This is a genomic window from Stutzerimonas chloritidismutans, from assembly GCF_038562055.1.
Classification (GTDB): domain Bacteria; phylum Pseudomonadota; class Gammaproteobacteria; order Pseudomonadales; family Pseudomonadaceae; genus Stutzerimonas; species Stutzerimonas chloritidismutans_A.
In genome coordinates, this window is record NZ_JBCFXD010000001.1 from 510,704 (window position 1) to 533,162 (window position 22,459).

Sequence of the window (22,459 nt, forward strand, 5' to 3'; positions counted from 1 at the left end):
GGTACTTGTCCGGGCCTGAGGCTATTACGGGCAAGCGAGGCCAATTTCATCTATACAGGTAAAGGCACATCGGCCGCGGCAATCCAAGTGACCGGCCGGTCACAACACTCGCGGCCGCGCCGCGCTTGGCGCATGCCCCCTCCCATGCTAGGTTTGCGCCTCGCCAGGACGGCGAGCAGTTGGCCGGAGCGCAATTTACATAGAAACGGACCAGGCGATGACCTGTTTCGAGAAGAGGAAGCTCTATGGCCGAGGCCATACCCGCACTGGAAATCCGCAATCTGCACAAGCGCTACGGCGATCTAGAAGTTCTCAAGGGCATCTCGCTGACCGCCCGCGACGGCGATGTCATCTCGATCCTCGGCTCGTCCGGCTCAGGAAAATCGACCTTTCTGCGCTGCATCAATCTGCTGGAAAACCCCAATGAGGGCGAGATCATCGTCGCAGGCGAAGCGCTGCGCCTCAAACGCGCCAAAGACGGCGATCTGGTCGCTGCCGATGGCAAGCAGATCAACCAGATGCGCAGCAAGCTCGGCTTCGTATTTCAGAACTTCAATCTCTGGCCGCACATGAGCGTGCTCGACAACATCATCGAGGCGCCACGTCGCGTGCTGGGCCAGAGCAAGGCCGAAGCCACCGAAACGGCCGAGGCGCTGCTGGCGAAAGTGGGTATTGCCGACAAGCGTCACGTCTACCCCAACCAGCTCTCCGGTGGTCAGCAGCAACGGGCCGCGATAGCCCGCACCCTGGCAATGCAGCCACAGGTGATCCTGTTCGACGAGCCCACCTCGGCACTCGACCCGGAAATGGTACAAGAAGTGCTTACAGTGATCCGGTCGCTGGCCGATGAGGGTCGTACCATGCTGCTGGTCACCCATGAGATGAACTTCGCCAAGCAGGTCTCCAGTGAGGTGGTCTTCCTCCACCAGGGCCTGGTCGAAGAGCAAGGAACGCCGGAGCAGGTGTTCGACAACCCCCAATCGGCACGCTGTAAACAGTTCATGTCCAGCCATCGCTAATGGAGCCACACATCGCATGAAAAGCTATAAGAAGATTCTGCTGACTGCCGCCGCCACCCTGATGCTCGGCGCCAACGCCTTTGCCGCTGACAAGCTGCGCATCGGTACCGAGGGCGCCTACCCTCCCTTCAACCTGATTGATGCCAGCGGTCAAGTGGTCGGCTTCGACCTCGACATCGCCCACGCCCTGTGCGCCAAGATGGAAGTGGAGTGTGAAGTGGTGACCTCCGATTGGGACGGCATCATCCCGGCGCTGAACGCCGGCAAGTTCGACTTCCTCGCCGCCTCGATGTCGGTCACCGAGGAACGCAAGCAAGCGGTCGACTTCACGGACCACTACTACACCAACAAGCTGCAGTTCGTAGCGCCCAAGTCGGTCGATTTCAAGACTGACGAAAGCTACCTGGACGGCAAGACCATCGGTGCCCAGCGGGCTACCATCGCTGGCACCTGGCTCGAAGACAACATGGACGACGTGGTCGACATCAAGCTCTACGATACCCAGGAAAATGCCTACCTCGATCTGGCCTCCGGCCGTGTCGACGGCATCCTCGCCGACTCGTTCGTGCAGTGGGAATGGCTGAAGAGCGATGCTGGCAAGGACTTCGAGTTCAAGGGTGAGCCGGTGTTCGACAACGACAAGATCGCCATCGCCGTCCGCAAGGGCAACGACGAGCTGCGCGAGAAGTTGAACAAGGCGCTGGCTGAAATCCGAGCCGACGGAACTTACGAGAAGATCAACGCCAAGTACTTCCCTTTCAACATCTACTGATCCGTCTGAATCAAAGCCCGGCCGCCGTATGGGTAGGTCGGGCTTTGGTGTTTGAGCCCATATGATTCCCGACCTTCATGGATTCGGTCCGGCGCTGATCGCCGGTACCTGGATGACCATTCAGCTGGCTCTTGCATCCCTGGCCTTGGGCCTGGTGCTGGGCTTGCTTGGTGCACTTGCCAAGACCTCGCCATACGCCACCCTGCGCTGGGTGGGCGGCACCTATTCAACCATCGTTCGCGGCGTGCCCGAGCTGCTCTGGGTACTGCTGATCTATTTCGGCACCATCGGCCTGGTGCGCGGCATCGGCGAGATCTTCGGCATCGAGAATCTGGCGCTGAGCCCCTTCGCAGCCGGCACCATCGCTCTCGGCCTGTGTTTCGGCGCCTATGCCACCGAAGTGTTCCGCGGCGCACTGCTGGCCATTCCCAAAGGCCATCGCGAAGCCGGTCTGGCACTGGGCCTGGGCAAACGGCGGATTTTCCTGCGACTGATCCTGCCGCAAATGTGGCGCCTGGCCCTGCCCGGCCTGGGCAACCTGTTCATGATCCTGATGAAGGACACCGCACTGGTTTCGGTCATCGGCCTGGAAGAAATCATGCGTAGCTCGCAGATTGCTGTCACCGCCAGCAAAGAACCTTTCACCTTCTTCGTCGTTGCAGCCCTGATCTACCTGGGCCTGACCGTGATCGCCATGACGGGCATGTATTTTCTTGAACGACGTGCCGGTCGCGGCTTTGTCAGGAGCGCCGCATGAGCTGGGAACTGTTCATCAAGTGGCTGCCGGGCTTTCTCGAAGGCGCCTGGCTGACGCTGCAGCTGGTCGGCGTTTCAGTAGTGGCCGGTCTGATTCTTGCGCTGCCGCTGGGCATCGCTCGGTCCTCGCGCCTGCTTGCGGTGCGCGCGCTGCCCTATGGCTACATTTTCTTCTTCCGTGGCACGCCGCTGCTGGTGCAGCTGTTCCTTGTCTACTACGGCATGGCCCAGTTCGAGGCCGTTCGTGAGAGCTGGATGTGGCCGTTCCTGCGCGATCCTTACTGGTGCGCAATCATTACGATGACGCTGCACACCGCCGCCTACATCGCGGAAATCCTGCGCGGCGCGATTCAGAACGTGCCGGCCGGTGAAGTCGAGGCGGCCCGCGCACTGGGCATGTCCCGCTATCAGGCTCTGCGCCATGTCATCCTGCCGCGCGCCACCCGCATCGGCTTGCCCGCCTATAGCAACGAAGTGATTCTGATGCTCAAGGCCAGCGCCCTGGCGAGCACCATCACCCTGCTGGAGCTCACCGGCATGGCGCGTAAGATCGCGGCGCGCACCTACATGCACGAAGAGATGTTCCTCACGGCCGGCCTGATCTACCTGATCATCGCCTTCGTGCTGATGCAGGGTTTCAAGCTGCTGGAGCGCTGGCTGCGCGTCGACGCCTGCCAAGGGCGCTAAACGCACAGAGCCAAACGAGGCCCGTGTCGTCTTGCGCCGCGGGCCATGCAGCAGCGGCGCCCTCCAGTCGTCACACCTTCCCGCCTGCGGAATCCCTGGCCGCCGGCAGGGTCTCAACTCTCCCCATTTGCCAACGAGACTGCCCATGCCCGCCGATATTCAGCGCATCGAAAAGGACCAACTCGCCTGCTGGCGGATTCGATACGGCGACGCAGAAGCGGTCGTCGCCGAACAAGGTGCCCAGCTGCTCAGTTATCGGCGAGGCGATGCACCACCGATCATCTGGCTCAGCGAGGAAGCCGCCTTTCAATCCGGTCAGTCAGTGCGGGGCGGCGTACCGGTCTGCTGGCCCTGGTTTGGTGATCTGGCGCGCAACCCACAGCCGATTCAGGACAGCTACCAGGGCAGCCAGCCCGCGCCGGCACACGGGCTGGTGCGCACTATCGACTGGGTGATGGCCCGCAGCGACAGCAACGCCGACAGCGTCACGCTACTGTTCACCTGCAACGCCAACCCTGAGCTGCCCGGCTGGTCGCATGCCGTCGAGCTGAGCCTACAGGTCTGTCTGGATAGCAAGGGCCTGCACCTGTCGCTGACCAGCTACAACCGCGGCGAGACCGCAGTCGCCCTGTCACAGGCCTTGCACAGCTACTTCACCATCAGCGACATCCATCAGGTGACGGTCGAGGGCCTGGACGGATGCCCCTATATCGAAACCCTGGAAGACTGGCAGCAGCGACAGCAACAGGGCGACCTGGCGTTCGCCGGCGAGACCGACCGCATCTATCTGGATCTGCCATTGAGGCTGAGCCTGCTCGATCAAGGCCTAAAGCGAAGAATCATGCTCGAGACGCAAGGCTCACGCTCTGCCGTTTTGTGGAACCCCTGGATCGCCAAGGCGCAACGGCTATCGCAATTCGCCGACGATGCCTGGCAACGCATGCTGTGCATCGAAACGGCGAACGTCATGGGCGATGCGGTCCAGCTTGAACCCAGCGCACGCCATACCCTTGGCGTCTCGATCAGCGTCGAAACGGTCTGAGCGGTCCGGCAGCCTGCCGATAGTAAGGATCCGGGCAACCAGACGCATTGAATCTATACTGCAAGCGAGTACCACCCCAGCCGCTCGACGACTGGGCTGATGCAAGCCTGCGGGCCAGTCGCAATGCTCTGGAGGACTTTTGCCATGGAAGCCACGCCACTAAAGACGGGTCCCGGCCAATTCGCACCACGTCTGCGTCAGCCTTGGCCTGAAAGGCTATGAACGCCGACTTCGACGTTCTGCTGGCCGGCGGCGGACACAGCCACCTTGGGGTCCTGCGTCAGTGGACCAGCCGTGACCGCCCGGCGGGCCGGATCGGACTGGTCTCGGCCGAACCGCACGCCTGGTATTCCGGGATGATGCCTGGGCTGATCGCCGAACATTACCAGACCCGCGACTGCCGCGTTGCGCTGCCCACGCTGTGCGCCGCAGCCGAAGTGGAATTCATCCAGGGCACTTTGGTGGCGCTGCTTCCTGAGACGCCAGAGCTGCTGCTGGCTACCGGCGAGACGCTGCGCAGTACTTGGCTGTCATTGAACCTGGGCTCACTGCCCTGGCTGCCGGAACAGAACGATGACGGCATGGAGTTACTCTCGGTCAAGCCGTTCGCCGACTTCATCCGCCGCTGGCAACAGTGGCAGGAGATTCCCGAGCCCTTGGGCATAGTCGGGGGCGGCGCAGCGGGTGTGGAACTGGCCTTGGCCATGGCCGGGCGGGTGCCGGCAATCGATCTGTTCTGCGCAGACGATCTGCTTGCCGGCCACCCGCCTCGCCTCAGACGGCTGGCACTGCGGCACCTGCAGGAAGCCAAGGTGCAGGTCCATGAGCACACCCCGATCCAGACCGTACATGGCAGCACCCTCGTCGGCGAGGGCCAGGTGCGCTGGCGCGGACGACGCCTGATCATCGCCACAGGCCCCAGCCCACTGGGCTGGCTGCGCGAATCGGGCTTGCGTGTGGACCGGCATGGCTTCATCGAGATATCGGCATCACTACAGAGTCGCTCGCATCCCCATGTATTCGCCAGCGGCGATTGCGCCAGCCTGCCCGGTGCCGCTCACAATGGCGTCCATGCAGTGCGCCAAGCGAGTGTGCTGGCCACCAATCTCACGAGTGCCTCGATTGGCCAACCACTGCGTCACTATCACCCCCAGGCGCACAGCCTCGCGCTGCTGGCTGACGGCCAGCACGGGGCGCTGCTCAGTTGGGGAGGGCTGGCGGCCGAAGGCCGAGTGCTCGGCCGCCTGAAAGATCATCTCGATCGCCGCTTCGTGCAACGGCACAGCACCGAGGGCTAAGGGTGTCAGCCGAGCAACTGCTGCAGACGTACTTGCAGCAACTCAGGAAACCGCTTGAACCAGGTCAGGTTCCGCGGTGATGGGTGTGGCAGCGGATGCAGACGAAACGCGCGCCCACTGCCCGTCCCCGTCGCCAGTTCGAGATCGAAATACGCGGTGAAACGGTCCTCTCGTTGCCAGAACGCCTCAAGCTGCTGGCGCACTTCACGTGGCTGATCCAGACCAAACCAGAGAAACGCTTCACGTCCCAGCGTGACGATGTCGCGGCCCTGCCAGTTGTCGATCAACAACTGGCGCATCAATGGATGGAACCGACGCTTTACGGCCATCGACCAGGCGCGGTTACCGAGCGGCTTGTAGGGCACCGTGTTGATCCAGAAAAACCCTTCACCCACGCAGCGGCTGGCCTCGAAATCCGGCATGTCTGCGCCGTGGAGATACCGATAAAGCCCGCGCCGCACCAGCTGCCCACCGCCACCGATGAAGGGCACACCGTAGCGCACTTCCTCACGCCCCGGATCACGCCCAAAGAACGCAAGGGGGGCGGCGGCCGGCCCTAGACCGATGATGGGCTCCAGCGGATCCCTATCGAAAGCCTGGTATACCGCCTCATCGATGCCCTCGATCTGCTTCGCCAGCTCAGCGAAAGCCTTGTACTGTGAAGGAGACAACGGTCGCTTCATCGGCTAAAGATCGCTTTCGTCTACCAGCTTTACCTCAGCGGCCGAGATCGCGTAGGCCGCGTCCGCCAGGTCATTGCTGACCGGTTCGATCTGCAACGTGCCATCTACCCAGAGCGGAGCATAGATATCGTCCAGCATGATCCCGGCAGGATAGCGGACCATCACGATCTGATTGGGCGGTGGCGGTGGGACATGGATGCAGGCGCCCGGATAAGGCACCAGAAAGAACTCGGTACTGCGGCCCTGGCTATCGGTTTCCAGTGGGACCGGATAGCCACCCAGGCGAATCAGCTTGCCGTTGAGCGCCGGCACGGTCTTGGCGGAGTACATCACCGCGGGCAGACCAGCACCCTGCTTGAGAGCGCCTTGATCGCTGAATCCATCGTTTTCTGGCGAGTCATGCTCGATTTCCGGCATCTCTTCCAGCGCCTGACGATCCTCAGCCGGCATCAGCTCAAGCCAGTCGAGTTCCGCCGGGGCGGCATGGGTGACGGAAACGCAGCACAGAAGGACGAGCAGAATTAAAGGGCGCATGACAACCGAAAGCTGTGGGAATGGGGCCGCCGGGCACGGCTCCGACGAATCAATGTTTACGGCTGGTGACCATGCCGTAAATGACCAACAGGATAATCGCACCGACTACCGCACCGATAAAGCCCGCACCTTCGCCCGCCTCATACAGACCGAGCGCCTGGCCGCCGTATGTAGCCAGCAGCGAACCGCCAATACCCAGCAGGATGGTCATGATCCAGCCCATGCTGTCGTTGCCGGGCTTCAGGAAGCGTGCGATGAGGCCTACGATCAGGCCGATGATGATGGTTCCGATGATGCCCATGGGCAATCTCCTCAAGTCCGAAAATAGGCGTTACGTATTCTCGGACCTGAGGCGAGTCAGCCAGTTCGCCGCGTAAAGCAGCAAGCCAGACGGCCGGACGGTCAGTCGCGGGCGATCAGCGACTCGACGGCAGTGATCTGCCGATCCAGCGTGGAGCGGTCCGGGCATCGCAGCGTGGCATGACCGACCTTGCGTCCGACCTTGAACGCCTTGCCGTAATGATGCAGATGGCAGTCCTCGACCGCGATCACCTTGGCCACGGCCGGCACTTCACCGATGAAGTTGAGCATGGCGCTCTCGCCGACCTTGGCCGTCGAGCCGAGCGGCAAGCCACTTACCGCGCGCAGGTGGTTTTCGAACTGGCTGCACTCGGCGCCTTCGATGGTCCAGTGACCGGAGTTGTGCACGCGCGGCGCGATCTCGTTGGCCTTGAGCCCACCGTCAACCTCGAAGAACTCGAAGGCCAGCACACCGACGTAATCCAGCTCGTTCAGCACACGGCCGGCGTAATCCTCGGCCAGCGCTTGCAGCGGATGATGGGTGCTCGCCACCGACAGCCGCAGGATGCCGTTTTCATGGGTGTTGTGGACCAGCGGATAAAAGCAGGTCTCGCCGTCACGCCCGCGCACCGCAATCAGCGACACTTCCCCGGTAAATGGCACGAAGCCTTCGAGGATGCACGGCACGCTGCCGAGTTCGGCGAAGGCGTCGGTAACGTCGGACTGTTTGCGAAGGACCTTCTGGCCTTTGCCGTCATAACCCAGGGTGCGGGTCTTGAGCACGGCCGGCAGGCCGATGTTGGCAGCCGCGGCGTCAAGATCGGCCTGGGACTGGATATCGGCAAACTCCGGCGTCGGGATGCCGAGGTCTTTGAACATGGACTTTTCGAACCAGCGGTCACGAGCGATACGCAGCGCCTCGGCGCTCGGATAGACCGGCACGAACTGCGACAGGAAGGCGACAGTCTCGGCCGGCACGCTCTCGAATTCGAAGGTCACCAGATCGACCTCGTCGGCCAACTGCCGCAGGTGGTCCTGATCGTTATAGTCCGCACGCAGATGCTCGCCCAAGGCCGCCGCGCAAGCGTCCGGAGCGGGGTCGAGAAAAGCGAAGTTCATGCCCAGCGGGGTGCCTGCCAGGGCAAGCATGCGGCCCAACTGGCCGCCACCGATCACGCCGATCTTCATTACGCGTCCCTCGGATCCGGGTTGTCGAGCACGGTCTGTGTCTGCTCGTCGCGAAATTTCTTCAGCGCGGCATGATATTCAGGAAATTCGTGGCCCAGGATGCTGGCCGACAGCAATGCGGCATTGATCGCGCCCGCTTTGCCGATGGCCAGCGTGGCGACCGGCACACCTGCAGGCATCTGCACGATCGACAGCAGCGAATCCACACCCGAGAGCATCGACGACTGCACCGGCACGCCAAGCACTGGCAGATGGGTCTTGGCGGCACACATGCCCGGCAGGTGCGCGGCGCCACCAGCGCCCGCGATGATCACGCGCAAACCGCGTGATTCAGCCTGTTCGGCGTACTGGAACAGCAGGTCGGGTGTGCGGTGTGCGGACACCACGGTGACTTCGTGCGGAATGCCGAGCTTTTCCAGCATGTCTGCGGTGTGGCTCAAGGTGGACCAATCGGACTTGGAGCCCATGATCACGCCTACCAGTGCGGTCATCGTCGTGCCTCTCTTCGGCGCCTAGGCGCATCAGGAACAACGGCCGCGCTGAAAACAGCGCGGCCGTGCAGGAACAGGGTCGGAACCGGCCCGACCAAAGGCCGCGCAGTATAACGCACGCCCCTGCCCCCGGCACCTGCGACCGGTCATCTGAAACGGCCGGAAAAAAGTTGTCGGCTTGCCGGAGGTCAATGGTCCGGTCATCAGACCGGGCGCAGACTCGGCGTTCCGATCGCAAGGAGACAGCCATGAACCAGACCATGAAAGCCGCCGTGGCCCACGCCTACGGTGAACCGCTGCGCATCGAAGAAGTGAAGGTGCCCCTACCCGGCCCAGGGCAGATCCTGGTGAAGATCGAGGCCTGTGGCGTCTGCCACACCGACCTGCACGCCGTCGAAGGCGACTGGCCGGTACGCCCGCCCCTGCCGTTCATCCCAGGTCACGAGGGGGTCGGCTACGTGGCTGCTGTGGGTAGTGGCGTCAGCCGGGTCAAGGAAGGCGACCGTGTCGGCGTGCCCTGGTTGTACAGTGCGTGCGGCTGCTGTGAGCACTGCCTGACCGGCTGGGAAACGCTGTGTACCGAACAGCAGAACACCGGTTACTCGGTCAACGGTGGCTACGCCGAATACGTCCTCGCCGACCCAAACTACGTGGGTCTTCTACCCAAAGAGGTGGCCTTTGACGAGATCGCCCCCATCCTCTGCGCGGGCGTGACCGTCTACAAAGGCCTCAAAGTGACCAATGCACGACCGGGCCAATGGGTAGTGATTTCCGGTGTCGGCGGGCTCGGTCACGTCGCAGTGCAATACGCCAAAGCCATGAGCCTGCACGTGGCTGCGGTTGATGTTGACGACGCCAAGCTGGAGTTGGCGAAAAAACTGGGCGCCAGCCTCACCATCAACGCGCGAACGGAAGATCCGGTCGAGGTGATCCAGCGTGACATCGGTGGCGCCCATGGCGTGCTGGTCACGGCGGTGTCTAACAGCGCCTTTGGCCAGGCCATCGGCATGGCGCGGCGGCACGGCACCGTGGCGCTGGTCGGGCTGCCGCCAGGCGACTTCCCGACGCCGATCTTCGACGTGGTGCTGAAGGCGATCAGTATCACCGGCTCCATCGTCGGTACCCGCGCTGATCTGCAGGAAGCACTGGATTTCGCCGCCGAAGGCTTGGTCAAGGCGACCATTCACAGCGGCAAGCTGGACGACATCAACCAGATCTTCGACCAGATGCGCGCCGGCACCATCGAGGGCCGAATCGTGATGAACATGTAGCAGGATCGCCCGGACTCGTCCTGCGCCGATGAGTCCGGGCCATTTTTCACTCCGTCAGCACGCCCTCAACGCCCTGCCCCGCCCCCGCTTCCAGCTTGCGCCAGAGCAACCGCACCGGCGCCTTGCGTACCAACGCGCAACGGTACAAGCGAATTTCCAGCGGCACGCGCCAGTGCTCGCCGCCACAAACCACCAGTTCGCCGCGCTCCAGCTCGGCGGTCACGCTCAGTCGCGGCACCCAGGCCAGCCCGAGGCGCTGCATCGCCATACTTTTCAGGCTGTCGGCCATGGCCGTTTCGTACACCGTCGAGGAGCGCAGCCCGCGCTGACGTAACAGCAGATTCACCGACCGGCCCAGCGAGGCGCCAGCGCTGTAGGCCAGCAGCGGGACGCTCTGCCCGCTGTCCGGGTCGAACAGGGGCTCGCCAGCGGCATCGACCGCACACACCGGAACGATTTCTGTGCGGCCCAGCGACAGGGACGGAAACAGTTCGGGGTCCATCTGCAGCGCGGCGTCTGGATCGTAGTAGGCGAGGATCAGGTCGCAGGCGCCTTCGCGCAGCGAATGCACCGCCTCGCCGACATTAGTCGCGACCAGTCGGCTGTTCACCGGCACGCCGTCCTGGCGCAGACGCGCCAGCCATTCGGGAAAGAAGCCCAGCGCCAGCGAATGCGCCGCGGCAAACTGCAACACCTCACCGCGCTGCCCCTCGAGGTTGTGCAGGTAATGCACCACCTCGCCGATCTGGTCGATCATGTTGCGCGCGGTGACGAGGAACAATTGGCCCGCCTCGGTCAGCTCGACCGGGGTCTTAGCGCGGTTAACCAAGGTCAATCCAAGACAGTTTTCCAGGCTGCGGATGCGCCGACTGAAGGCTGGCTGGGTGACGAAGCGCCGCTCCGCTGCCTGGGAAAAACTTCGAGTCGCGGCCAGGGCGACCAGATCCTCCAGCCACTTGGTTTCGATGTTCATGTCGTCTCCCGGAGCGATGGATAGGGTGCTGAAAGCCAGTAATAACGCTTCTCAGCGAAATGGCGTCACACCAGCCTTATGCCAATTAAGCATGACCCAGCGGTTAACGGCATTGGCGGCGAAACCGGCACAAGCCCTATGGTAGCGGCCTTCGCGGCAAATGCCGCTTTTCTCTCGGATGAGAACCCTCATGTCCTGCGCTGCATCATTCCGCCTCGAAAAAGACCTGCTTGGCTCCCTCGAAGTACCCACAGACGCCTACTACGGGATTCAGACGTTGCGCGCGGTGCGCAACTTCCACCTCTCCGGTGTACCGCTGTCGCACTTCCCAAAACTGGTGGTGGCGCTGGCCATGGTCAAGCAGGCGGCCGCGGACGCCAACCGCGAGCTCGGCCACCTCAGCGATGCCAAGCACACAGCCATCAGCCAGGCCTGCGCGCACCTGATCCGAGGAGAGCATCATGAGCAGTTCGTTGTCGACATGATCCAGGGTGGCGCCGGCACCTCGACCAACATGAACGCCAATGAGGTAATCGCCAACCTGGCCCTGGAATACATGGGCCACGCCAAGGGCGAATACCGCCACCTGCATCCGAACAACGACGTCAACATGGCGCAGTCGACCAACGACGCCTACCCCACCGCCATTCGGCTAGGCCTGCTGCTCGGCCATGACACCCTGCTGGCCAGCCTCGACAGCCTGGTACAAGCCTTTGCCGGAAAGTCGGGCGAATTCGCGCACATCCTCAAGATGGGCCGCACCCAGCTGCAGGATGCGGTGCCCATGACCCTCGGCCAGGAATTTCGCGCCTTCGCCACCACCCTCGGCGAAGACCTCGAACACCTGCGGCTGATCGCACCGCAGCTGCTGGTTGAGGTCAACCTCGGCGGCACCGCCATCGGGACCGGCATCAACGCCGACCCGAACTATCAGGCCCTGGCCGTGCAACGCCTGGCGACCATCAGCGGCCATCCGCTGAAACCCGCGGCCGACCTGATCGAAGCCACCTCGGACATGGGCGCCTTCGTCACCTTCTCGAGCATGCTCAAGCGCCTGGCGGTGAAGCTGTCGAAGATCTGCAATGACCTGCGTCTGCTCTCCAGCGGCCCGCGCACCGGCATCAACGAAATCAACCTGCCGCCGCGTCAGCCGGGCAGCTCGATCATGCCGGGCAAGGTCAATCCGGTAATCCCTGAAGCGGTCAACCAGGTGGCCTTCGAGGTGATCGGCAACGACCTGGCATTGACCATGGCTGCTGAGGCCGGACAGCTGCAGCTCAACGTCATGGAGCCGCTGATTGCCTTCAAATTGTTCGATTCAATCCGCCTGCTGCAACGCGCCATGGACATGCTGCGCGAGCATTGCATCGTCGGCATTACCGCCAACGAGGACCATTGCCGGCGCCTGATGGAAAACTCCATCGGCCTGATCACCGCGCTGAACCCCTACATCGGCTACGAGAACGCCACCCGCATCGCCGGCCAGGCCCTGCTCAGCGGCCGCGGCGTGCTCGAACTGGTGCGCGAGGAGCGCCTGCTGGACGACGCCACACTCGATGACATCCTGCGTCCGGAAAACATGATCGCGCCGCGACTGGTGCCGCTGAAGGCGTAACACCGCCAGAACAGACCCGTGGCACCAGCCCAAAGGTATCCGTCAATGAAGCTGCACAGCGTCGCCCTCCTCAGGAGGCGACGCCAGGCGCAGCGGTCAAAGCGTGATGCGGCACATGCCGCCGTTTTCTTCGCTTGCGTAGACTCCGCCGCTTTCACGGAGGCCCCATGCGCAGACTAGTCGCCATTACCCTGTTGTTCAGCACCCTTACCGGCGCGCCGCTTGCGCATGCAGAACTGCCGCAAGGCTACGAAGTGGTACTGCAGACCGAGAACTTCCCGCCTTTCAACATGGCCGAGGGCGGCAAGAACTTCGCTAAGGAAGAGCACATCCAGGGCATCAGCGCGGACACTGTCCGTGAGATGTTCAAGCGTGCCGGGATTGATTACTCGATGACGCTGCGCTTTCCCTGGGATCGCGTTTACCAGACCACGCTGGACTCCCCCAACCACGGCCTTTTTTCCACGTCCATGACCGATGACCGCCGCCCGCTGTTCAAATGGGTCGGTCCCATCGCCCAGTACGAAAGCGTTTTGCTCTCGGCGCCCGGCTCGAACCTTAAGCTGACAAGCCTGGAACAGGCACAGGGCTATACCATCGGCGCCTACAAGAGCAGCGCGGTAAGCACGCGTATCGAAGCCCAGGGCCTCACGCCGGTCAACTCGTTGCGTGACCAGGAAAATCTGCAGAAGCTGCTCAGCGGCAGTATCGACCTCTGGGCCACCTCGGACCCGGTCTGGCGCTACTACGCCCGGCAGGAAGGCGTGGGCGCCCTGAACACCGTGCTGGTGTTCAACTCCGCCCCGCTGTACCTGGCGCTGAACAAGGACACGCCGGATGAAGTGGTTACCCGCCTGCAGAACGCCCTGGACGAGATGAAGACCGAAGGCTACGGCACCTGCGTCAAGCATCCTGAACTCTGTTGAACCCAGCACCGGGTCGATGGCGCGAGACGCGTCATCGACCCGGTGCAACATCCCACCATGCCGCTCTTCGCTCCAGATTCCGGCCGGCTTTGGATCAATCCTGATCGACCGACCAGCAGCGCACCCCACCCTCACTCGATCTCGAACAGCCCGTCCCGCAACGATACCGCAGCGAGTCGATCGCGGATTTCCGGGTCAATGCGCGGGTCATCCAGACCGTAGAGCATCACCTGTCGATAGGCATTGACCCGATTGATCTCGCTGCCCAGGTATTCCCAGACCACGCGAGTACAGGCCGGGGTACGACGGTCGCCGCTGGAGACGCCTGTTTTCAGACCGTTGAGGCGGCTGATGCGGCTCTTGAAACTGGGAATGAGGATGGTCTGGCTCATCTCGTTTCCGGTCAGCGACTCGTAATCGATCAGAAACAGACGATCCTGCAGATAGAACGCCGCGCCGAGGTAACGACAACGCACCACCCAATCCTCGGCCCTAGGGTTGTCGGCACGCGACTGCTCCTGCCGCTCCTGACGCTCGAAGACGAAGCTGCCACGGTCCTCGCGCAGATGCACCAGTGACAGCAGAATCTGCCCCGGCACCGACATACAGTTGGCGTATTCAAAGTAATAGCCGCAATAACGGGAGAGGCTGTTGGCGTTGTCGCGCATGGGCTGGAACAACTCCAGCAGCGGGTCGCTGGCAGCAGTACGCTCCTGGTCGTGACTGCGCATACCGATCAGCTGAGTGAACTGGTCGCTCGGCAGGCTCAGTTCATAGCTTTCCACGCCAAAGAAATCGCAGATGCGCTTGAGGTTGTGTGCGGTGGGACGGCTCTGCCCGTTCAGGTACTTATTGAACTGGGCGCGGTTGATCGTCAGCTTTCGACAGACCTCGGCGATCGAGCGGTAATGACTGCAGAGCAGCTTGAGATTGGCGCCGAGGTGGTCTTGCATTGAGATGTCCGGTGATGCGAGCGGCGCGATTCTAGCATCAACTCGCGCCAGTTCGCCGCGACCCGCGTAATTGAATGACCGCGGGGTCTGACTAACCATTCCAGGTCGGTGTTTCACCATTTGTCAAAACAACAAGAGAGACCTCTCCGCCATGCTCGATCTTCTCAACGATCTCATCTGGAGCAAGCTGCTCATCGTGATGCTGATAGGCCTCGGCCTGTTCTTCACCATTGCCTCGCGCTTCGTCCAGTTCCGCTATTTCGGCAGCATGTTTCACATCTTCGCTGAAGCCTTCAAACGCCAGCCAGGCCAGCTGAGCTCGTTCCAGGCGCTGATGCTCAGCGTCGCCGGTCGCGTCGGTGCCGGCAACATTGCCGGTGTTTCGGTCGCCATCATGCTCGGCGGGCCAGGCGCAATCTTCTGGATGTGGATCGTGGCGCTGGTCGGCATGGCCACCAGTTACTTCGAATGCTCCCTGGCCCAGCTGTACAAGCGCCGCGAACCCGACGGCGGCTATCGCGGCGGCCCGGCCTTCTATATCGAGCACGGCCTCGGCCAGCGCTGGCTGGGCATCGTCGTGTCGCTGCTGCTGCTGGTGACCTTTGGCTTCGGCTTCAACGCCGTGCAGTCCTACACCGTTGCCAGCTCGATGAACGATACCTTCGGCGTGCCCACCTTCGTCAGCGGCATCGTGCTGATGGTGGTGATCGGCCTGATCATCTTCGGGGGCATCAAACGCATCGCCAAGTTCGCCGACGTGCTGGTGCCTATCATGGCGTTCTCCTACATCGCCATGGCGATCTTTGTCATCGGCAGCAACGCCAGCGCCATTCCTGAAGCATTCGGCACCATCTTCCGCAGCGCTTTTGGACTTGAGCCAGCCTTCGCCGGCGGCATCGGCGCGGCCATCATCATGGGTGTCAAGCGTGGCCTGTTTTCCAACGAGGCGGGCCTGGGCAGTGCGCCTAACGTGGCGGCGGTCGCTGAGGTCAAGCACCCCGTGGCGCAGGGCATCGTGCAATCGCTCAGCGTATTCATCGACACCATCATCCTGTGCAGCTGCACCGCGCTGATCATCATCCTCTCCGGCGTGTTCGAGCCGGGCAGCGAAATGGCCGGTGTGGTGCTGACGCAAACCGCTGTGGCCGCCGTCGTCGGTGAGTGGGGCCGGGTGTTCATCAGCGTTGCGTTGTTGCTGTTCGTGTTCACCACCCTGATCTACAACTACTACCTCGGCGAGAACGCACTGGGTTTCTTCACTGGCAAGCGCTGGCCGGTCCTGGTCTACCGCGTCATGGTCATCGGCCTGGTGATGTGGGGCTCGATTCAGGACCTGGGCACGGTGTTCGGCTTTGCCGACGTCACCATGGGCCTGCTGGCAATTTGCAACCTGATCGCCCTGGCGCTGCTGTTCAAGGTGGGCCTGCGCCTGATGCGCGATTACGATAGTCAGCGCAAGGCAGGTGTCGAGTCGCCAGTATTCGATCCGAAGAACTTCGCCGATCTGGATCTGGACCCGAGCGTCTGGCCTGCCAGAGTCGGCAGTGAATCGACGGTCAACACCGCCACGGCAGCCCGCCAGGCAGATCAGCGTTAAGTTGCTCCGCGTCGTTTGAACAGGGGCCGCTGGCCCCTGTTTTCATTAGGAGACCCCTATGCCGGCTTCCAGAAACACCCTGGTGCTGTACACCGGCGGCACCATCGGCATGCAGCAGAGCGCCGAAGGGCTGATGCCCGCCTCCGGCTTTGCCAGCCGACTGCGCGACCAGCAGGACAAACAACCCGAGCTGGCCTTGCCGAACTGGCAGTTCCGCGAACTGCTGCCCGCCATCGACAGCGCCAACATGAACCAGGCGCACTGGCTGGCGATGGTCGATACCATCCGAGCCGGTGTCGAGCAGGACAACTGCGACGCCGTGCTGGTCCTGCACGGCACTGATACCCTCGCCTACAGCGCGGCGGCCCTAAGCTTCCTGCTGCTCGGCCTCCAGGTGCCGGTGGTGCTGACTGGCGCGATGTTGCCGGCCGGCGCGCCCGGTAGCGACGCCTGGGACAACCTGTTCGGTGCGATGCAGGCGCTGCACGCGGGCGTCGAGCCAGGCGTTCACCTCTACTTCGCCGGCAAACTGATGCACGGCGCTCGAGTCAGCAAACTTGGCACCGCCAGCCTCGATGCATTCGGTGTACTGCCACGACAGCGCCAAGGACAGCGAGCATCCGCTATTCCCGCAACACTCGACTACCGCCAATCGCGTCAGCCGGTGAACCTCGCGGTGCTGCCGCTCTATCCGGGCATTCAGGCAGCCCAGGTGCACGCTCTGCTCTCCAGTGGCGTAGAAGGCATGCTCATCGAGTGCTATGGCAGCGGAACTGGGCCGGCGGATGATGCTGATCTGCTGAAGGCACTGCGGGACGCCCATCAGCGCGGCGTTGTACTGGCCGCGATCAGCCAGTGTCCGCAGGGTCACGTCGAATTCAGCATCTATGCGGCCGGCAGCAAACTGGCTGCCAGCGGGCTGATGTCAGGCGGCGGCATGACGCGGGAGGCGGCGCTGGGCAAGTTGTTCGCGCTGCTCGGCGCCGGGCTGTCGCAGACCGAAGTCGAGCACTGGTTCGCCCTCGACCTCTGCGGTGAGCGCGTCGACTGATCTGCGGGCTCAACCTGGATGGAGATCTAGTTCCTGAAGGCAGTCCTGGACCCGCCGGCGCAGCGCGTCGAGGTCCAGCGGCTTGCCCAGCCAGCCCTGGCAGTCGAGCCCGGTCTTCTTCTCGCTCGCCGCACTCAGCACGATCACCGGCAGCCGTTGGGTGGCAGGGGACTGACGTAGCAAACGCAGCAGCTGCTGACCATCAAGCTCCGGCAGGTTGAAATCCAGCAGCAGCAACTCCGGCGGATCGACCAGCAAATGTTCCAAGGCCATCCGTCCATTGCCTATTACGCTGACTTCAGCCAGATCAGCCAGGGCCTTGCGCACCAGCAGCTGGCTGGCCGGGTCATCTTCGACATAGACGATCCGGGGCCGCTGGCGAAGCGGCCGGGCGCTCGACTCACCAGATAAAGGCAGGGCGATCCAGAAGCGACTGCCGCTTCCAGGCGTGCTCTTCACCCCGATACTGCCGCCCATCAGTTTGGCGTACTCCAGGCACAGCGAAAGGCCGATGCCCGCGCCCTGGATGTTGGAGCTCTCGCGGCCAAGCCGGCGAAACGGCTCGAACAGCTGCGCTTGCAAACGCTCATCGATGCCAAGCCCCGTGTCTTCGACCACTAGCTTTGCCTGGCCGGCGACCGTCTCGATGCGCAGCACAATCTTCCCGTCTGGCTTGTTGTACTTGATGGCGTTGGACAACAGATTGAGCAACACCTGACGTAACCGACGCGGCTCTGCCTGCACCTCGACCGACCCTTGCGGCAAATCGAACTCCAACTGCAGGCCGTGGCGCTGAACATCAAGCACCACCAGCTCGGCGCACTCATGCATCAAAGCAGTGACTTCGACGGTCTTGAGCGTCAGCTGCGGCCGCTCGGCCTGCAAGCTCGACCAGTCGAGAATATCGCCAAGCAACTGATTCAGGTGCCGGCTGGCCAGCAAGATTTCATCGAGATATTCGGCTGCTTCCGGCTGCGCATCAGGCGAGCAGTCCATGCGCATCAGCTGGGCAAACCCGAGGATGGCGTTGAGCGGCGTACGCAGTTCATGGCTGATGCTGGATATAAGATGAGTCTTGGCCTCGTTGGCCGCATGGGCCTGCTGGATGGCCTGGCGCAGATCGTCCTCGACCCGCTTGATGGCATCAATATCCACATGGGTGCCGGCTACAAGCGTCGCTTCACCTGTTTGTGGGTCACGTTCCAGCACGCGGCCGCGACTGAGCAGCCAGTGGTATTCACCCAACGCATCAGCGAAGCGGTACTCGCTTTCATAGCGCAGCGCATGACCTTCGTGCATGCGGTCGAGTTCGGCCTGTACCTGGGCGACGTCGAGCGGATGGATACGCTGCAGAAACTGAGCCTCGCTCAGCTGTGCCGAAGACAACCCGAAGCGCGCTGGCAACCGCCCGCGAAGCTGAATCACGCCGCGACGCATGTCGTTTTCCCAGAGGCTTTCAGTGGCGCTTTCAAGCACCAGTTCGAGACGTTCCTGAGCCTGGGTACGCTGCGCCTCGCTGTTCTCAAGCTGGGCGCCGATGCCTCGGGTGTGCTGCGCCAGATCATCCAGCTCGCGAATCTCAGACGAGACGGGCTCCGGTCGCCACCGACCGAGGCCAATCTGGCCCATCATCTGCGAGATACCTGCGATCGGCTTCAGCAACGCCTGGCTGAGCTGACGCGCACGCAGCCACATAAAGGCGAAAAACAGCAGGTAGAACAGCACCAACCCGGCAATCAGCAGGCAGCCGATCTGTTGAAAGCGGCTGGCCAAGGCATTGGTCTGGCTGAAGACTGCGTTTTCATCGACCACCGCCATCAGGTGCCAGCCGGTTTGCGGCACCGTCGTCCAGGCAACCAGCCGTTGTTCACCCTTCAGCTCCAGGCTCATGACCCCTTCGCTCTGCGTAGCGACCGCCTTTGCCAGCTCGCGGGTGTGGCCGCGGCGGTCAAGGCGGAAATCTTCAGGCTTGAGCGTTTCACGACGCACCGCATCGTTGTAGTAGTGATCGGTCAGCTCGTTGAGTTCGAATTCCCGCTCGCCCGACTCCGGCAGGGCCATGATGCTCAGGTCGTGGCTGACCAGCATGGCATAGCCGTCCCAGGGCACTCGCAGATGACTGATCTGATTCAGGAGCCCGCTGACAGTGATGTCGATACCGCTGACACCTTCGAGCATGTCCCCTCGGTAAACCGGCGCCACGGCCGACATCATCCAGCCCTGCCCGGCCGGATCGAGGTAGACATCGGTCCACACCACCTTGCGCGCGGGGTTGTGCCAGGCATTGGCCAGGTAATAGAAGTTGTAGCTGGGGATATTAACGTCCGGCGCGTACTGCTGAGCCGTATCGAACCAGGGGTAGATATGGTTGTAGCCGTCCCAGCTGTTGAAATAGAGGCTGGCGATCAGCGGGTTGCTGGCGTGCAGCTCCATCATCAGCGGGTCGAGCCGCTGGAGCTTGGCCACCTTCTGCAGATCGTGACGTTCCGGGGGCGTCAGCCCCGAGTAGAAGCTGGCGGCGCCTCCCAAGTCGAGGGGGCTATAGCGCACCCCATCGGCAGTGAGCTCAAGCGGCACCGGTGCCACAGGGCTGTCGTCTTCCAACGCACGACGGGAGAAACTACGAAGCAGGGTGGCCGCGTTCGCCACTTCCTGCAACTGCTGGCTGATCACCCGCGACTCACGCGCGACGGCCGTCTGCAATTCGGAAAGCGCCGTCTCGCGCAGGTGCTCGATCTGCGCATCGCGGATAGCGCTGTTGGTCAGCAGGTAGGCCGCGATCAGCACGACCTCGACCAGCACCAGCGGGATCAATGTTGTCTGAACGAAGGCACGCCAGATCCATTGACGTATCCCGGTGGGGGTTTTCGACACAGGCAGCTCCAGCGTTCCAACTCAAGCGCTCGGCTTGGTCACCGCAAGAATCCTAGCATGGCCTTTCGCGCGACCGAGACGCCGGGGGAATATCCGACCTCCCGGGCGCCTCGGCGTCAACGGCCAGCCAGCTGGATCAGCTCGGCCCGCCATTCAGCGTCACACGGTAGCGCCAGGAATGAGGGGTTGAGGAAATCCTCCCGGGCTTCGTAGGTCAGGGCTGCACCGGCAATATCCAGCACCTCGCCACCGGCACCCTCCAGCACGCCTTGAGCAGCCGCCGTGTCCCACTGTGAAGTCGGTGCCAGCCGCGGGTAACAGTCGGCCGCCCCTTCGGCCAACAGGCAGAACTTCAGCGAGCTGCCGACACTGGCCAAGGCCAGCTCGCCAAAACGTTGCCGCAAGCCATAGAGCAAACGCTCCTGAGCAGGGCTGGAGTGGCGACGGCTCGCAACGACGGTGAACTCGCCTCCGGCCTGATGGCGCACCCGCAAGGGCTGCGCCGCACCATCGGCTTCGGCACGCCAGGCGCCGAACCCGGCCCCGCCGTAATAGCAGCGGCCATTGGCCGGAACCCCGACCACACCGAACAGCACCCGCCCCTGCTCGATCAACGCGACATTCACGGTGAATTCTTCGCTACCGGCAATGAACTCCTTGGTGCCGTCGAGCGGATCGACCAGCCACCAGCGCGACCAGCCGGCCCGCTCGGCGAGGCCCAGCGCGCAGTCTTCCTCGGACAATACCGGGATGGCCGCATCAAGCGCCCGGAGGCCATCAGCCAGCAGGTGATGAGCCGCCATGTCAGCGGCGGTCACGGGCGAAGCATCGGCCTTCTCATGCACCTGCACATCGGTGCGCCAGTGCGGCAGGATGGCCTCGCCCGCAGCGCGGACCAGATCAATGACGGGCGCCAGATAGGGATGGCTCATTGTTCGAACTCCCCCCGCTGGCTGAGCAGATCACGAGCCAGGTAAAGGGCCGCCAGGGCGCGCCCTTCGCTGAACTGCGGGTTCTGGATGAGGCTGGACAATTCACGCAGATCCACCCGATCAACACGCATCGGCTCCGGCTCGTCTCCTGGCAGCTGCTCGGGATAGAGATCGCGCGCCAGCACCACCTGAATTTTCTGACTCATGTAGCCCGGCGACAGCGACAGTTCGGTGAGCAGTTCCAGGCTGCGTGCGCCGAATCCGGCCTCCTCTTTCAATTCCCGGTTGGCCGCGTCGAGCACGTCTTCGCCCGGCTCGATCAAGCCCTTGGGCAGCGACAGTTCGTAGGTATCGGTACCGCCGCAGTATTCCTCCACCAGCAGCGCGCGGCCGTCGGCCTCCAGCGCGACGATCATCACAGCGCCATAGCCGGTGCCCTTGCCGACCAGCCGTTCATAGGTACGCTCCACGCCGTTGGAAAACCGCAGCTGCAGCTCCTCGACACGGAACAGGCGGCTGCTGGCGACGATCTCACGGGCAAGTACGGTAGGTTTCTGGCGCATGGGGATATCCTTGGAACGCGAAGGCCAATCATAACCCGGCTTTTTGTGATCGCCGCGAACGCTTTGCATCGAGCCGACCGCTGTCGCACCATGGGTACCAACCGCCGAACAAGAGCCCGCCATGATTGCTTCACTGCCCTGGCCCGAGATCGACACCGTCCTGCTGGACATGGACGGCACCTTGCTGGATCTGCATTTCGACAACCATTTCTGGCTCGACCTGCTGCCGCAGCGCTATGCCGAACGGCATGGCATTAGCCGCGCCATGGCCGAACTGGAGCTGGCACCGCTGTTCAACGAACATGAGGGCAAGCTCACCTGGTACTGCCTGGACTTCTGGACCCGCGAACTGAACCTGCCGATTCGTGAGATGAAGCGAGAGATCGCAGACTTGATCGCCCTGCGTCCAGCGGCCGACGAGTTCCTCGCGGCCCTGCGCGAGGCAGGCAAGCGCGTTGTGTTGATCACAAATGCCCACCGCGACTCGTTGTCGCTGAAACTTGAACGCATCGAATTGGCCCCCTGGTTCGATCGTCTGATCAGCTCGCACGACTATGGCTTCCCCAAGGAGCAGGCCCAGTTCTGGCATGCGCTGAAAACGGATCTGGGTTTCGATCCGTCAACCGCATTATTTATCGACGACAGCCTGCCTGTGCTGCGCAGCGCGCGGGCTTACGGCATCGCTCACCTGCTGGCGATCAGCGAGCCGGACAGCCGCCGAGGCAGGAAGAACACCGAAGAATTCACCGCTGTGGACGATTATCTCGAGCTGATCCGCAGCCTGCAGGGCTTCTCGGCCTGACCGAAACATGTGGGCGTGCTTAACTCAGACCCAGGCGTATCCGCCTTCTAAGAGATGGCCAGCAGATGATGGAAAAAGGCGATCCAGGTGACTGACGTCCAGCGTGTAAATGAACCGGGCTTAAGTGCGACG

At 62.6% G+C, this 22,459-nt stretch carries 22 protein-coding genes; 12 read left to right on the forward strand and 10 right to left on the reverse strand.

All coding sequences use genetic code 11. The annotated features are described in order from the left end of the window. The first annotated feature begins 245 nt into the window (after positions 1-245). The 6 genes from AAGW23_RS02295 (at position 246) to AAGW23_RS02320 (ending at position 5,574) form a co-directional block, all read left to right on the forward strand. Positions 246-1,019, forward strand: a complete 774-nt coding sequence (locus AAGW23_RS02295) for an ABC transporter ATP-binding protein (RefSeq protein ID WP_342404734.1) — start codon at positions 246-248, stop codon at positions 1,017-1,019. A gap of 16 nt (positions 1,020-1,035) precedes the next feature. Then, positions 1,036-1,791: an ABC transporter substrate-binding protein gene (locus AAGW23_RS02300; protein WP_102836544.1), complete on the forward strand. Its 756-nt coding sequence runs from the start codon at positions 1,036-1,038 to the stop codon at positions 1,789-1,791. 61 nt (positions 1,792-1,852) lie between these two features. Then, entirely contained in the window at positions 1,853-2,548 is a 696-nt protein-coding gene (locus AAGW23_RS02305) for an ABC transporter permease subunit (protein ID WP_342404735.1), read from the forward strand. After that, entirely contained in the window at positions 2,545-3,234 is a 690-nt protein-coding gene (locus AAGW23_RS02310; RefSeq protein ID WP_342404736.1) for an ABC transporter permease, read from the forward strand. Before AAGW23_RS02305 ends, AAGW23_RS02310 begins: the two co-directional genes overlap by 4 nt. Before the next feature lie 145 nt (positions 3,235-3,379). Further along, positions 3,380-4,276 (forward strand): D-hexose-6-phosphate mutarotase, encoded by an 897-nt coding sequence (locus tag AAGW23_RS02315; protein ID WP_342404738.1) that lies wholly within the window; start codon positions 3,380-3,382, stop codon positions 4,274-4,276. A gap of 218 nt (positions 4,277-4,494) precedes the next feature. Next, the gene (locus tag AAGW23_RS02320; RefSeq protein WP_342404740.1) at positions 4,495-5,574 is read left to right on the forward strand and encodes an FAD-dependent oxidoreductase; all 1,080 of its coding nucleotides are present in this window, start codon (positions 4,495-4,497) and stop codon (positions 5,572-5,574) included. Between the two features lie 5 nt (positions 5,575-5,579). On the opposite strand, the gene AAGW23_RS02325 is transcribed toward AAGW23_RS02320, so the two are convergent. The 5 genes from AAGW23_RS02325 to purE form a co-directional block, all read right to left on the reverse strand. Next, positions 5,580-6,257, reverse strand: coding sequence for a uracil-DNA glycosylase family protein (locus tag AAGW23_RS02325; protein ID WP_342404741.1), 678 nt, complete (start codon positions 6,255-6,257; stop codon positions 5,580-5,582). A gap of 3 nt (positions 6,258-6,260) precedes the next feature. Then, entirely contained in the window at positions 6,261-6,791 is a 531-nt protein-coding gene (locus AAGW23_RS02330) for a DUF3299 domain-containing protein (protein WP_102836539.1), read from the reverse strand. Between the two features lie 49 nt (positions 6,792-6,840). After that, entirely contained in the window at positions 6,841-7,092 is a 252-nt protein-coding gene (locus tag AAGW23_RS02335) for a GlsB/YeaQ/YmgE family stress response membrane protein (protein WP_025243550.1), read from the reverse strand. A gap of 101 nt (positions 7,093-7,193) precedes the next feature. Continuing rightward, entirely contained in the window at positions 7,194-8,279 is a 1,086-nt protein-coding gene (locus AAGW23_RS02340) for a 5-(carboxyamino)imidazole ribonucleotide synthase (RefSeq protein ID WP_319297267.1), read from the reverse strand. Continuing rightward, positions 8,279-8,770 (reverse strand): 5-(carboxyamino)imidazole ribonucleotide mutase, encoded by a 492-nt coding sequence (gene purE, locus AAGW23_RS02345; RefSeq protein WP_102836537.1) that lies wholly within the window; start codon positions 8,768-8,770, stop codon positions 8,279-8,281. The genes AAGW23_RS02340 and purE overlap by 1 nt, the downstream gene beginning before the upstream one ends. 248 nt (positions 8,771-9,018) lie before the next feature. Here purE and adhP point away from each other — a divergent pair, with 248 nt between their 5' ends. Next, positions 9,019-10,041 (forward strand): alcohol dehydrogenase AdhP, encoded by a 1,023-nt coding sequence (gene adhP, locus AAGW23_RS02350; RefSeq protein WP_342404746.1) that lies wholly within the window; start codon positions 9,019-9,021, stop codon positions 10,039-10,041. A gap of 46 nt (positions 10,042-10,087) precedes the next feature. On the opposite strand, the gene AAGW23_RS02355 is transcribed toward adhP, so the two are convergent. Beyond that, a complete protein-coding gene (locus AAGW23_RS02355) occupies positions 10,088-11,014 on the reverse strand; it encodes a LysR substrate-binding domain-containing protein (RefSeq protein WP_342404747.1) in 927 nt (308 codons plus the stop codon). 190 nt (positions 11,015-11,204) lie between these two features. Here AAGW23_RS02355 and AAGW23_RS02360 point away from each other — a divergent pair, with 190 nt between their 5' ends. Together AAGW23_RS02360 and AAGW23_RS02365 are read left to right on the forward strand one after the other, a co-directional pair. After that, positions 11,205-12,629: an aspartate ammonia-lyase gene (locus AAGW23_RS02360; RefSeq protein WP_342404748.1), complete on the forward strand. Its 1,425-nt coding sequence runs from the start codon at positions 11,205-11,207 to the stop codon at positions 12,627-12,629. Positions 12,630-12,796: 167 nt separating this feature from the next. Continuing rightward, the gene (locus AAGW23_RS02365; protein ID WP_342404749.1) at positions 12,797-13,555 is read left to right on the forward strand and encodes an ABC transporter substrate-binding protein; all 759 of its coding nucleotides are present in this window, start codon (positions 12,797-12,799) and stop codon (positions 13,553-13,555) included. Positions 13,556-13,686: 131 nt separating this feature from the next. Here AAGW23_RS02365 and AAGW23_RS02370 read toward each other — a convergent pair whose 3' ends face one another. After that, the gene (locus tag AAGW23_RS02370; protein ID WP_342404750.1) at positions 13,687-14,508 is read right to left on the reverse strand and encodes a helix-turn-helix transcriptional regulator; all 822 of its coding nucleotides are present in this window, start codon (positions 14,506-14,508) and stop codon (positions 13,687-13,689) included. Positions 14,509-14,659: 151 nt separating this feature from the next. Here AAGW23_RS02370 and AAGW23_RS02375 point away from each other — a divergent pair, with 151 nt between their 5' ends. Both AAGW23_RS02375 and AAGW23_RS02380 read left to right on the forward strand, forming a co-directional pair. Continuing rightward, a complete protein-coding gene (locus AAGW23_RS02375) occupies positions 14,660-16,105 on the forward strand; it encodes an alanine/glycine:cation symporter family protein (RefSeq protein ID WP_342404751.1) in 1,446 nt (481 codons plus the stop codon). A 58-nt stretch (positions 16,106-16,163) separates the two neighbouring features. After that, positions 16,164-17,156: an asparaginase gene (locus AAGW23_RS02380; RefSeq protein ID WP_342404752.1), complete on the forward strand. Its 993-nt coding sequence runs from the start codon at positions 16,164-16,166 to the stop codon at positions 17,154-17,156. Positions 17,157-17,165: 9 nt separating this feature from the next. Here AAGW23_RS02380 and AAGW23_RS02385 read toward each other — a convergent pair whose 3' ends face one another. From AAGW23_RS02385 to nudE, 3 genes are all read right to left on the reverse strand, one after another. Next, on the reverse strand, positions 17,166-20,030 hold the full coding sequence (locus AAGW23_RS02385; RefSeq protein ID WP_425540801.1) for an ATP-binding protein: 2,865 nt from the start codon (positions 20,028-20,030) through the stop codon (positions 17,166-17,168). A gap of 116 nt (positions 20,031-20,146) precedes the next feature. After that, positions 20,147-20,962 carry a 3'(2'),5'-bisphosphate nucleotidase CysQ gene (cysQ, locus tag AAGW23_RS02390; RefSeq protein ID WP_342404753.1) on the reverse strand — a complete coding sequence of 272 codons (816 nt, stop codon included), beginning with the start codon at positions 20,960-20,962 and terminating at the stop codon, positions 20,147-20,149. After that, the gene (gene nudE / locus AAGW23_RS02395; RefSeq protein WP_148925583.1) at positions 20,959-21,525 is read right to left on the reverse strand and encodes an ADP compounds hydrolase NudE; all 567 of its coding nucleotides are present in this window, start codon (positions 21,523-21,525) and stop codon (positions 20,959-20,961) included. Before nudE ends, cysQ begins: the two co-directional genes overlap by 4 nt. 121 nt (positions 21,526-21,646) lie before the next feature. Between nudE and yrfG the strand changes: the two genes are divergently transcribed. Continuing rightward, positions 21,647-22,327 carry a GMP/IMP nucleotidase gene (gene yrfG, locus AAGW23_RS02400; protein ID WP_342404754.1) on the forward strand — a complete coding sequence of 227 codons (681 nt, stop codon included), beginning with the start codon at positions 21,647-21,649 and terminating at the stop codon, positions 22,325-22,327. Positions 22,328-22,459: the final 132 nt, after the last annotated feature.

What these genes read in the sequence shown, in the direction of transcription:
- AAGW23_RS02295 (WP_342404734.1), top strand. Translation starts at nt 246, where the DNA reads ATGGCCGAGGCCATACCCGCACTGGAAATCCGCAATCTGCACAAGCGC.
- AAGW23_RS02300 (WP_102836544.1), top strand. Translation starts at nt 1,036, where the DNA reads ATGAAAAGCTATAAGAAGATTCTGCTGACTGCCGCCGCCACCCTGATG.
- AAGW23_RS02305 (WP_342404735.1), top strand. Translation starts at nt 1,853, where the DNA reads ATGATTCCCGACCTTCATGGATTCGGTCCGGCGCTGATCGCCGGTACC.
- AAGW23_RS02310 (WP_342404736.1), top strand. Translation starts at nt 2,545, where the DNA reads ATGAGCTGGGAACTGTTCATCAAGTGGCTGCCGGGCTTTCTCGAAGGC.
- AAGW23_RS02315 (WP_342404738.1), top strand. Translation starts at nt 3,380, where the DNA reads ATGCCCGCCGATATTCAGCGCATCGAAAAGGACCAACTCGCCTGCTGG.
- AAGW23_RS02320 (WP_342404740.1), top strand. Translation starts at nt 4,495, where the DNA reads ATGAACGCCGACTTCGACGTTCTGCTGGCCGGCGGCGGACACAGCCAC.
- AAGW23_RS02325 (WP_342404741.1), bottom strand. Translation starts at nt 6,257, where the DNA reads ATGAAGCGACCGTTGTCTCCTTCACAGTACAAGGCTTTCGCTGAGCTG.
- AAGW23_RS02330 (WP_102836539.1), bottom strand. Translation starts at nt 6,791, where the DNA reads ATGCGCCCTTTAATTCTGCTCGTCCTTCTGTGCTGCGTTTCCGTCACC.
- AAGW23_RS02335 (WP_025243550.1), bottom strand. Translation starts at nt 7,092, where the DNA reads ATGGGCATCATCGGAACCATCATCATCGGCCTGATCGTAGGCCTCATC.
- AAGW23_RS02340 (WP_319297267.1), bottom strand. Translation starts at nt 8,279, where the DNA reads ATGAAGATCGGCGTGATCGGTGGCGGCCAGTTGGGCCGCATGCTTGCC.
- purE (WP_102836537.1), bottom strand. Translation starts at nt 8,770, where the DNA reads ATGACCGCACTGGTAGGCGTGATCATGGGCTCCAAGTCCGATTGGTCC.
- adhP (WP_342404746.1), top strand. Translation starts at nt 9,019, where the DNA reads ATGAACCAGACCATGAAAGCCGCCGTGGCCCACGCCTACGGTGAACCG.
- AAGW23_RS02355 (WP_342404747.1), bottom strand. Translation starts at nt 11,014, where the DNA reads ATGAACATCGAAACCAAGTGGCTGGAGGATCTGGTCGCCCTGGCCGCG.
- AAGW23_RS02360 (WP_342404748.1), top strand. Translation starts at nt 11,205, where the DNA reads ATGTCCTGCGCTGCATCATTCCGCCTCGAAAAAGACCTGCTTGGCTCC.
- AAGW23_RS02365 (WP_342404749.1), top strand. Translation starts at nt 12,797, where the DNA reads ATGCGCAGACTAGTCGCCATTACCCTGTTGTTCAGCACCCTTACCGGC.
- AAGW23_RS02370 (WP_342404750.1), bottom strand. Translation starts at nt 14,508, where the DNA reads ATGCAAGACCACCTCGGCGCCAATCTCAAGCTGCTCTGCAGTCATTAC.
- AAGW23_RS02375 (WP_342404751.1), top strand. Translation starts at nt 14,660, where the DNA reads ATGCTCGATCTTCTCAACGATCTCATCTGGAGCAAGCTGCTCATCGTG.
- AAGW23_RS02380 (WP_342404752.1), top strand. Translation starts at nt 16,164, where the DNA reads ATGCCGGCTTCCAGAAACACCCTGGTGCTGTACACCGGCGGCACCATC.
- cysQ (WP_342404753.1), bottom strand. Translation starts at nt 20,962, where the DNA reads ATGAGCCATCCCTATCTGGCGCCCGTCATTGATCTGGTCCGCGCTGCG.
- nudE (WP_148925583.1), bottom strand. Translation starts at nt 21,525, where the DNA reads ATGCGCCAGAAACCTACCGTACTTGCCCGTGAGATCGTCGCCAGCAGC.
- yrfG (WP_342404754.1), top strand. Translation starts at nt 21,647, where the DNA reads ATGATTGCTTCACTGCCCTGGCCCGAGATCGACACCGTCCTGCTGGAC.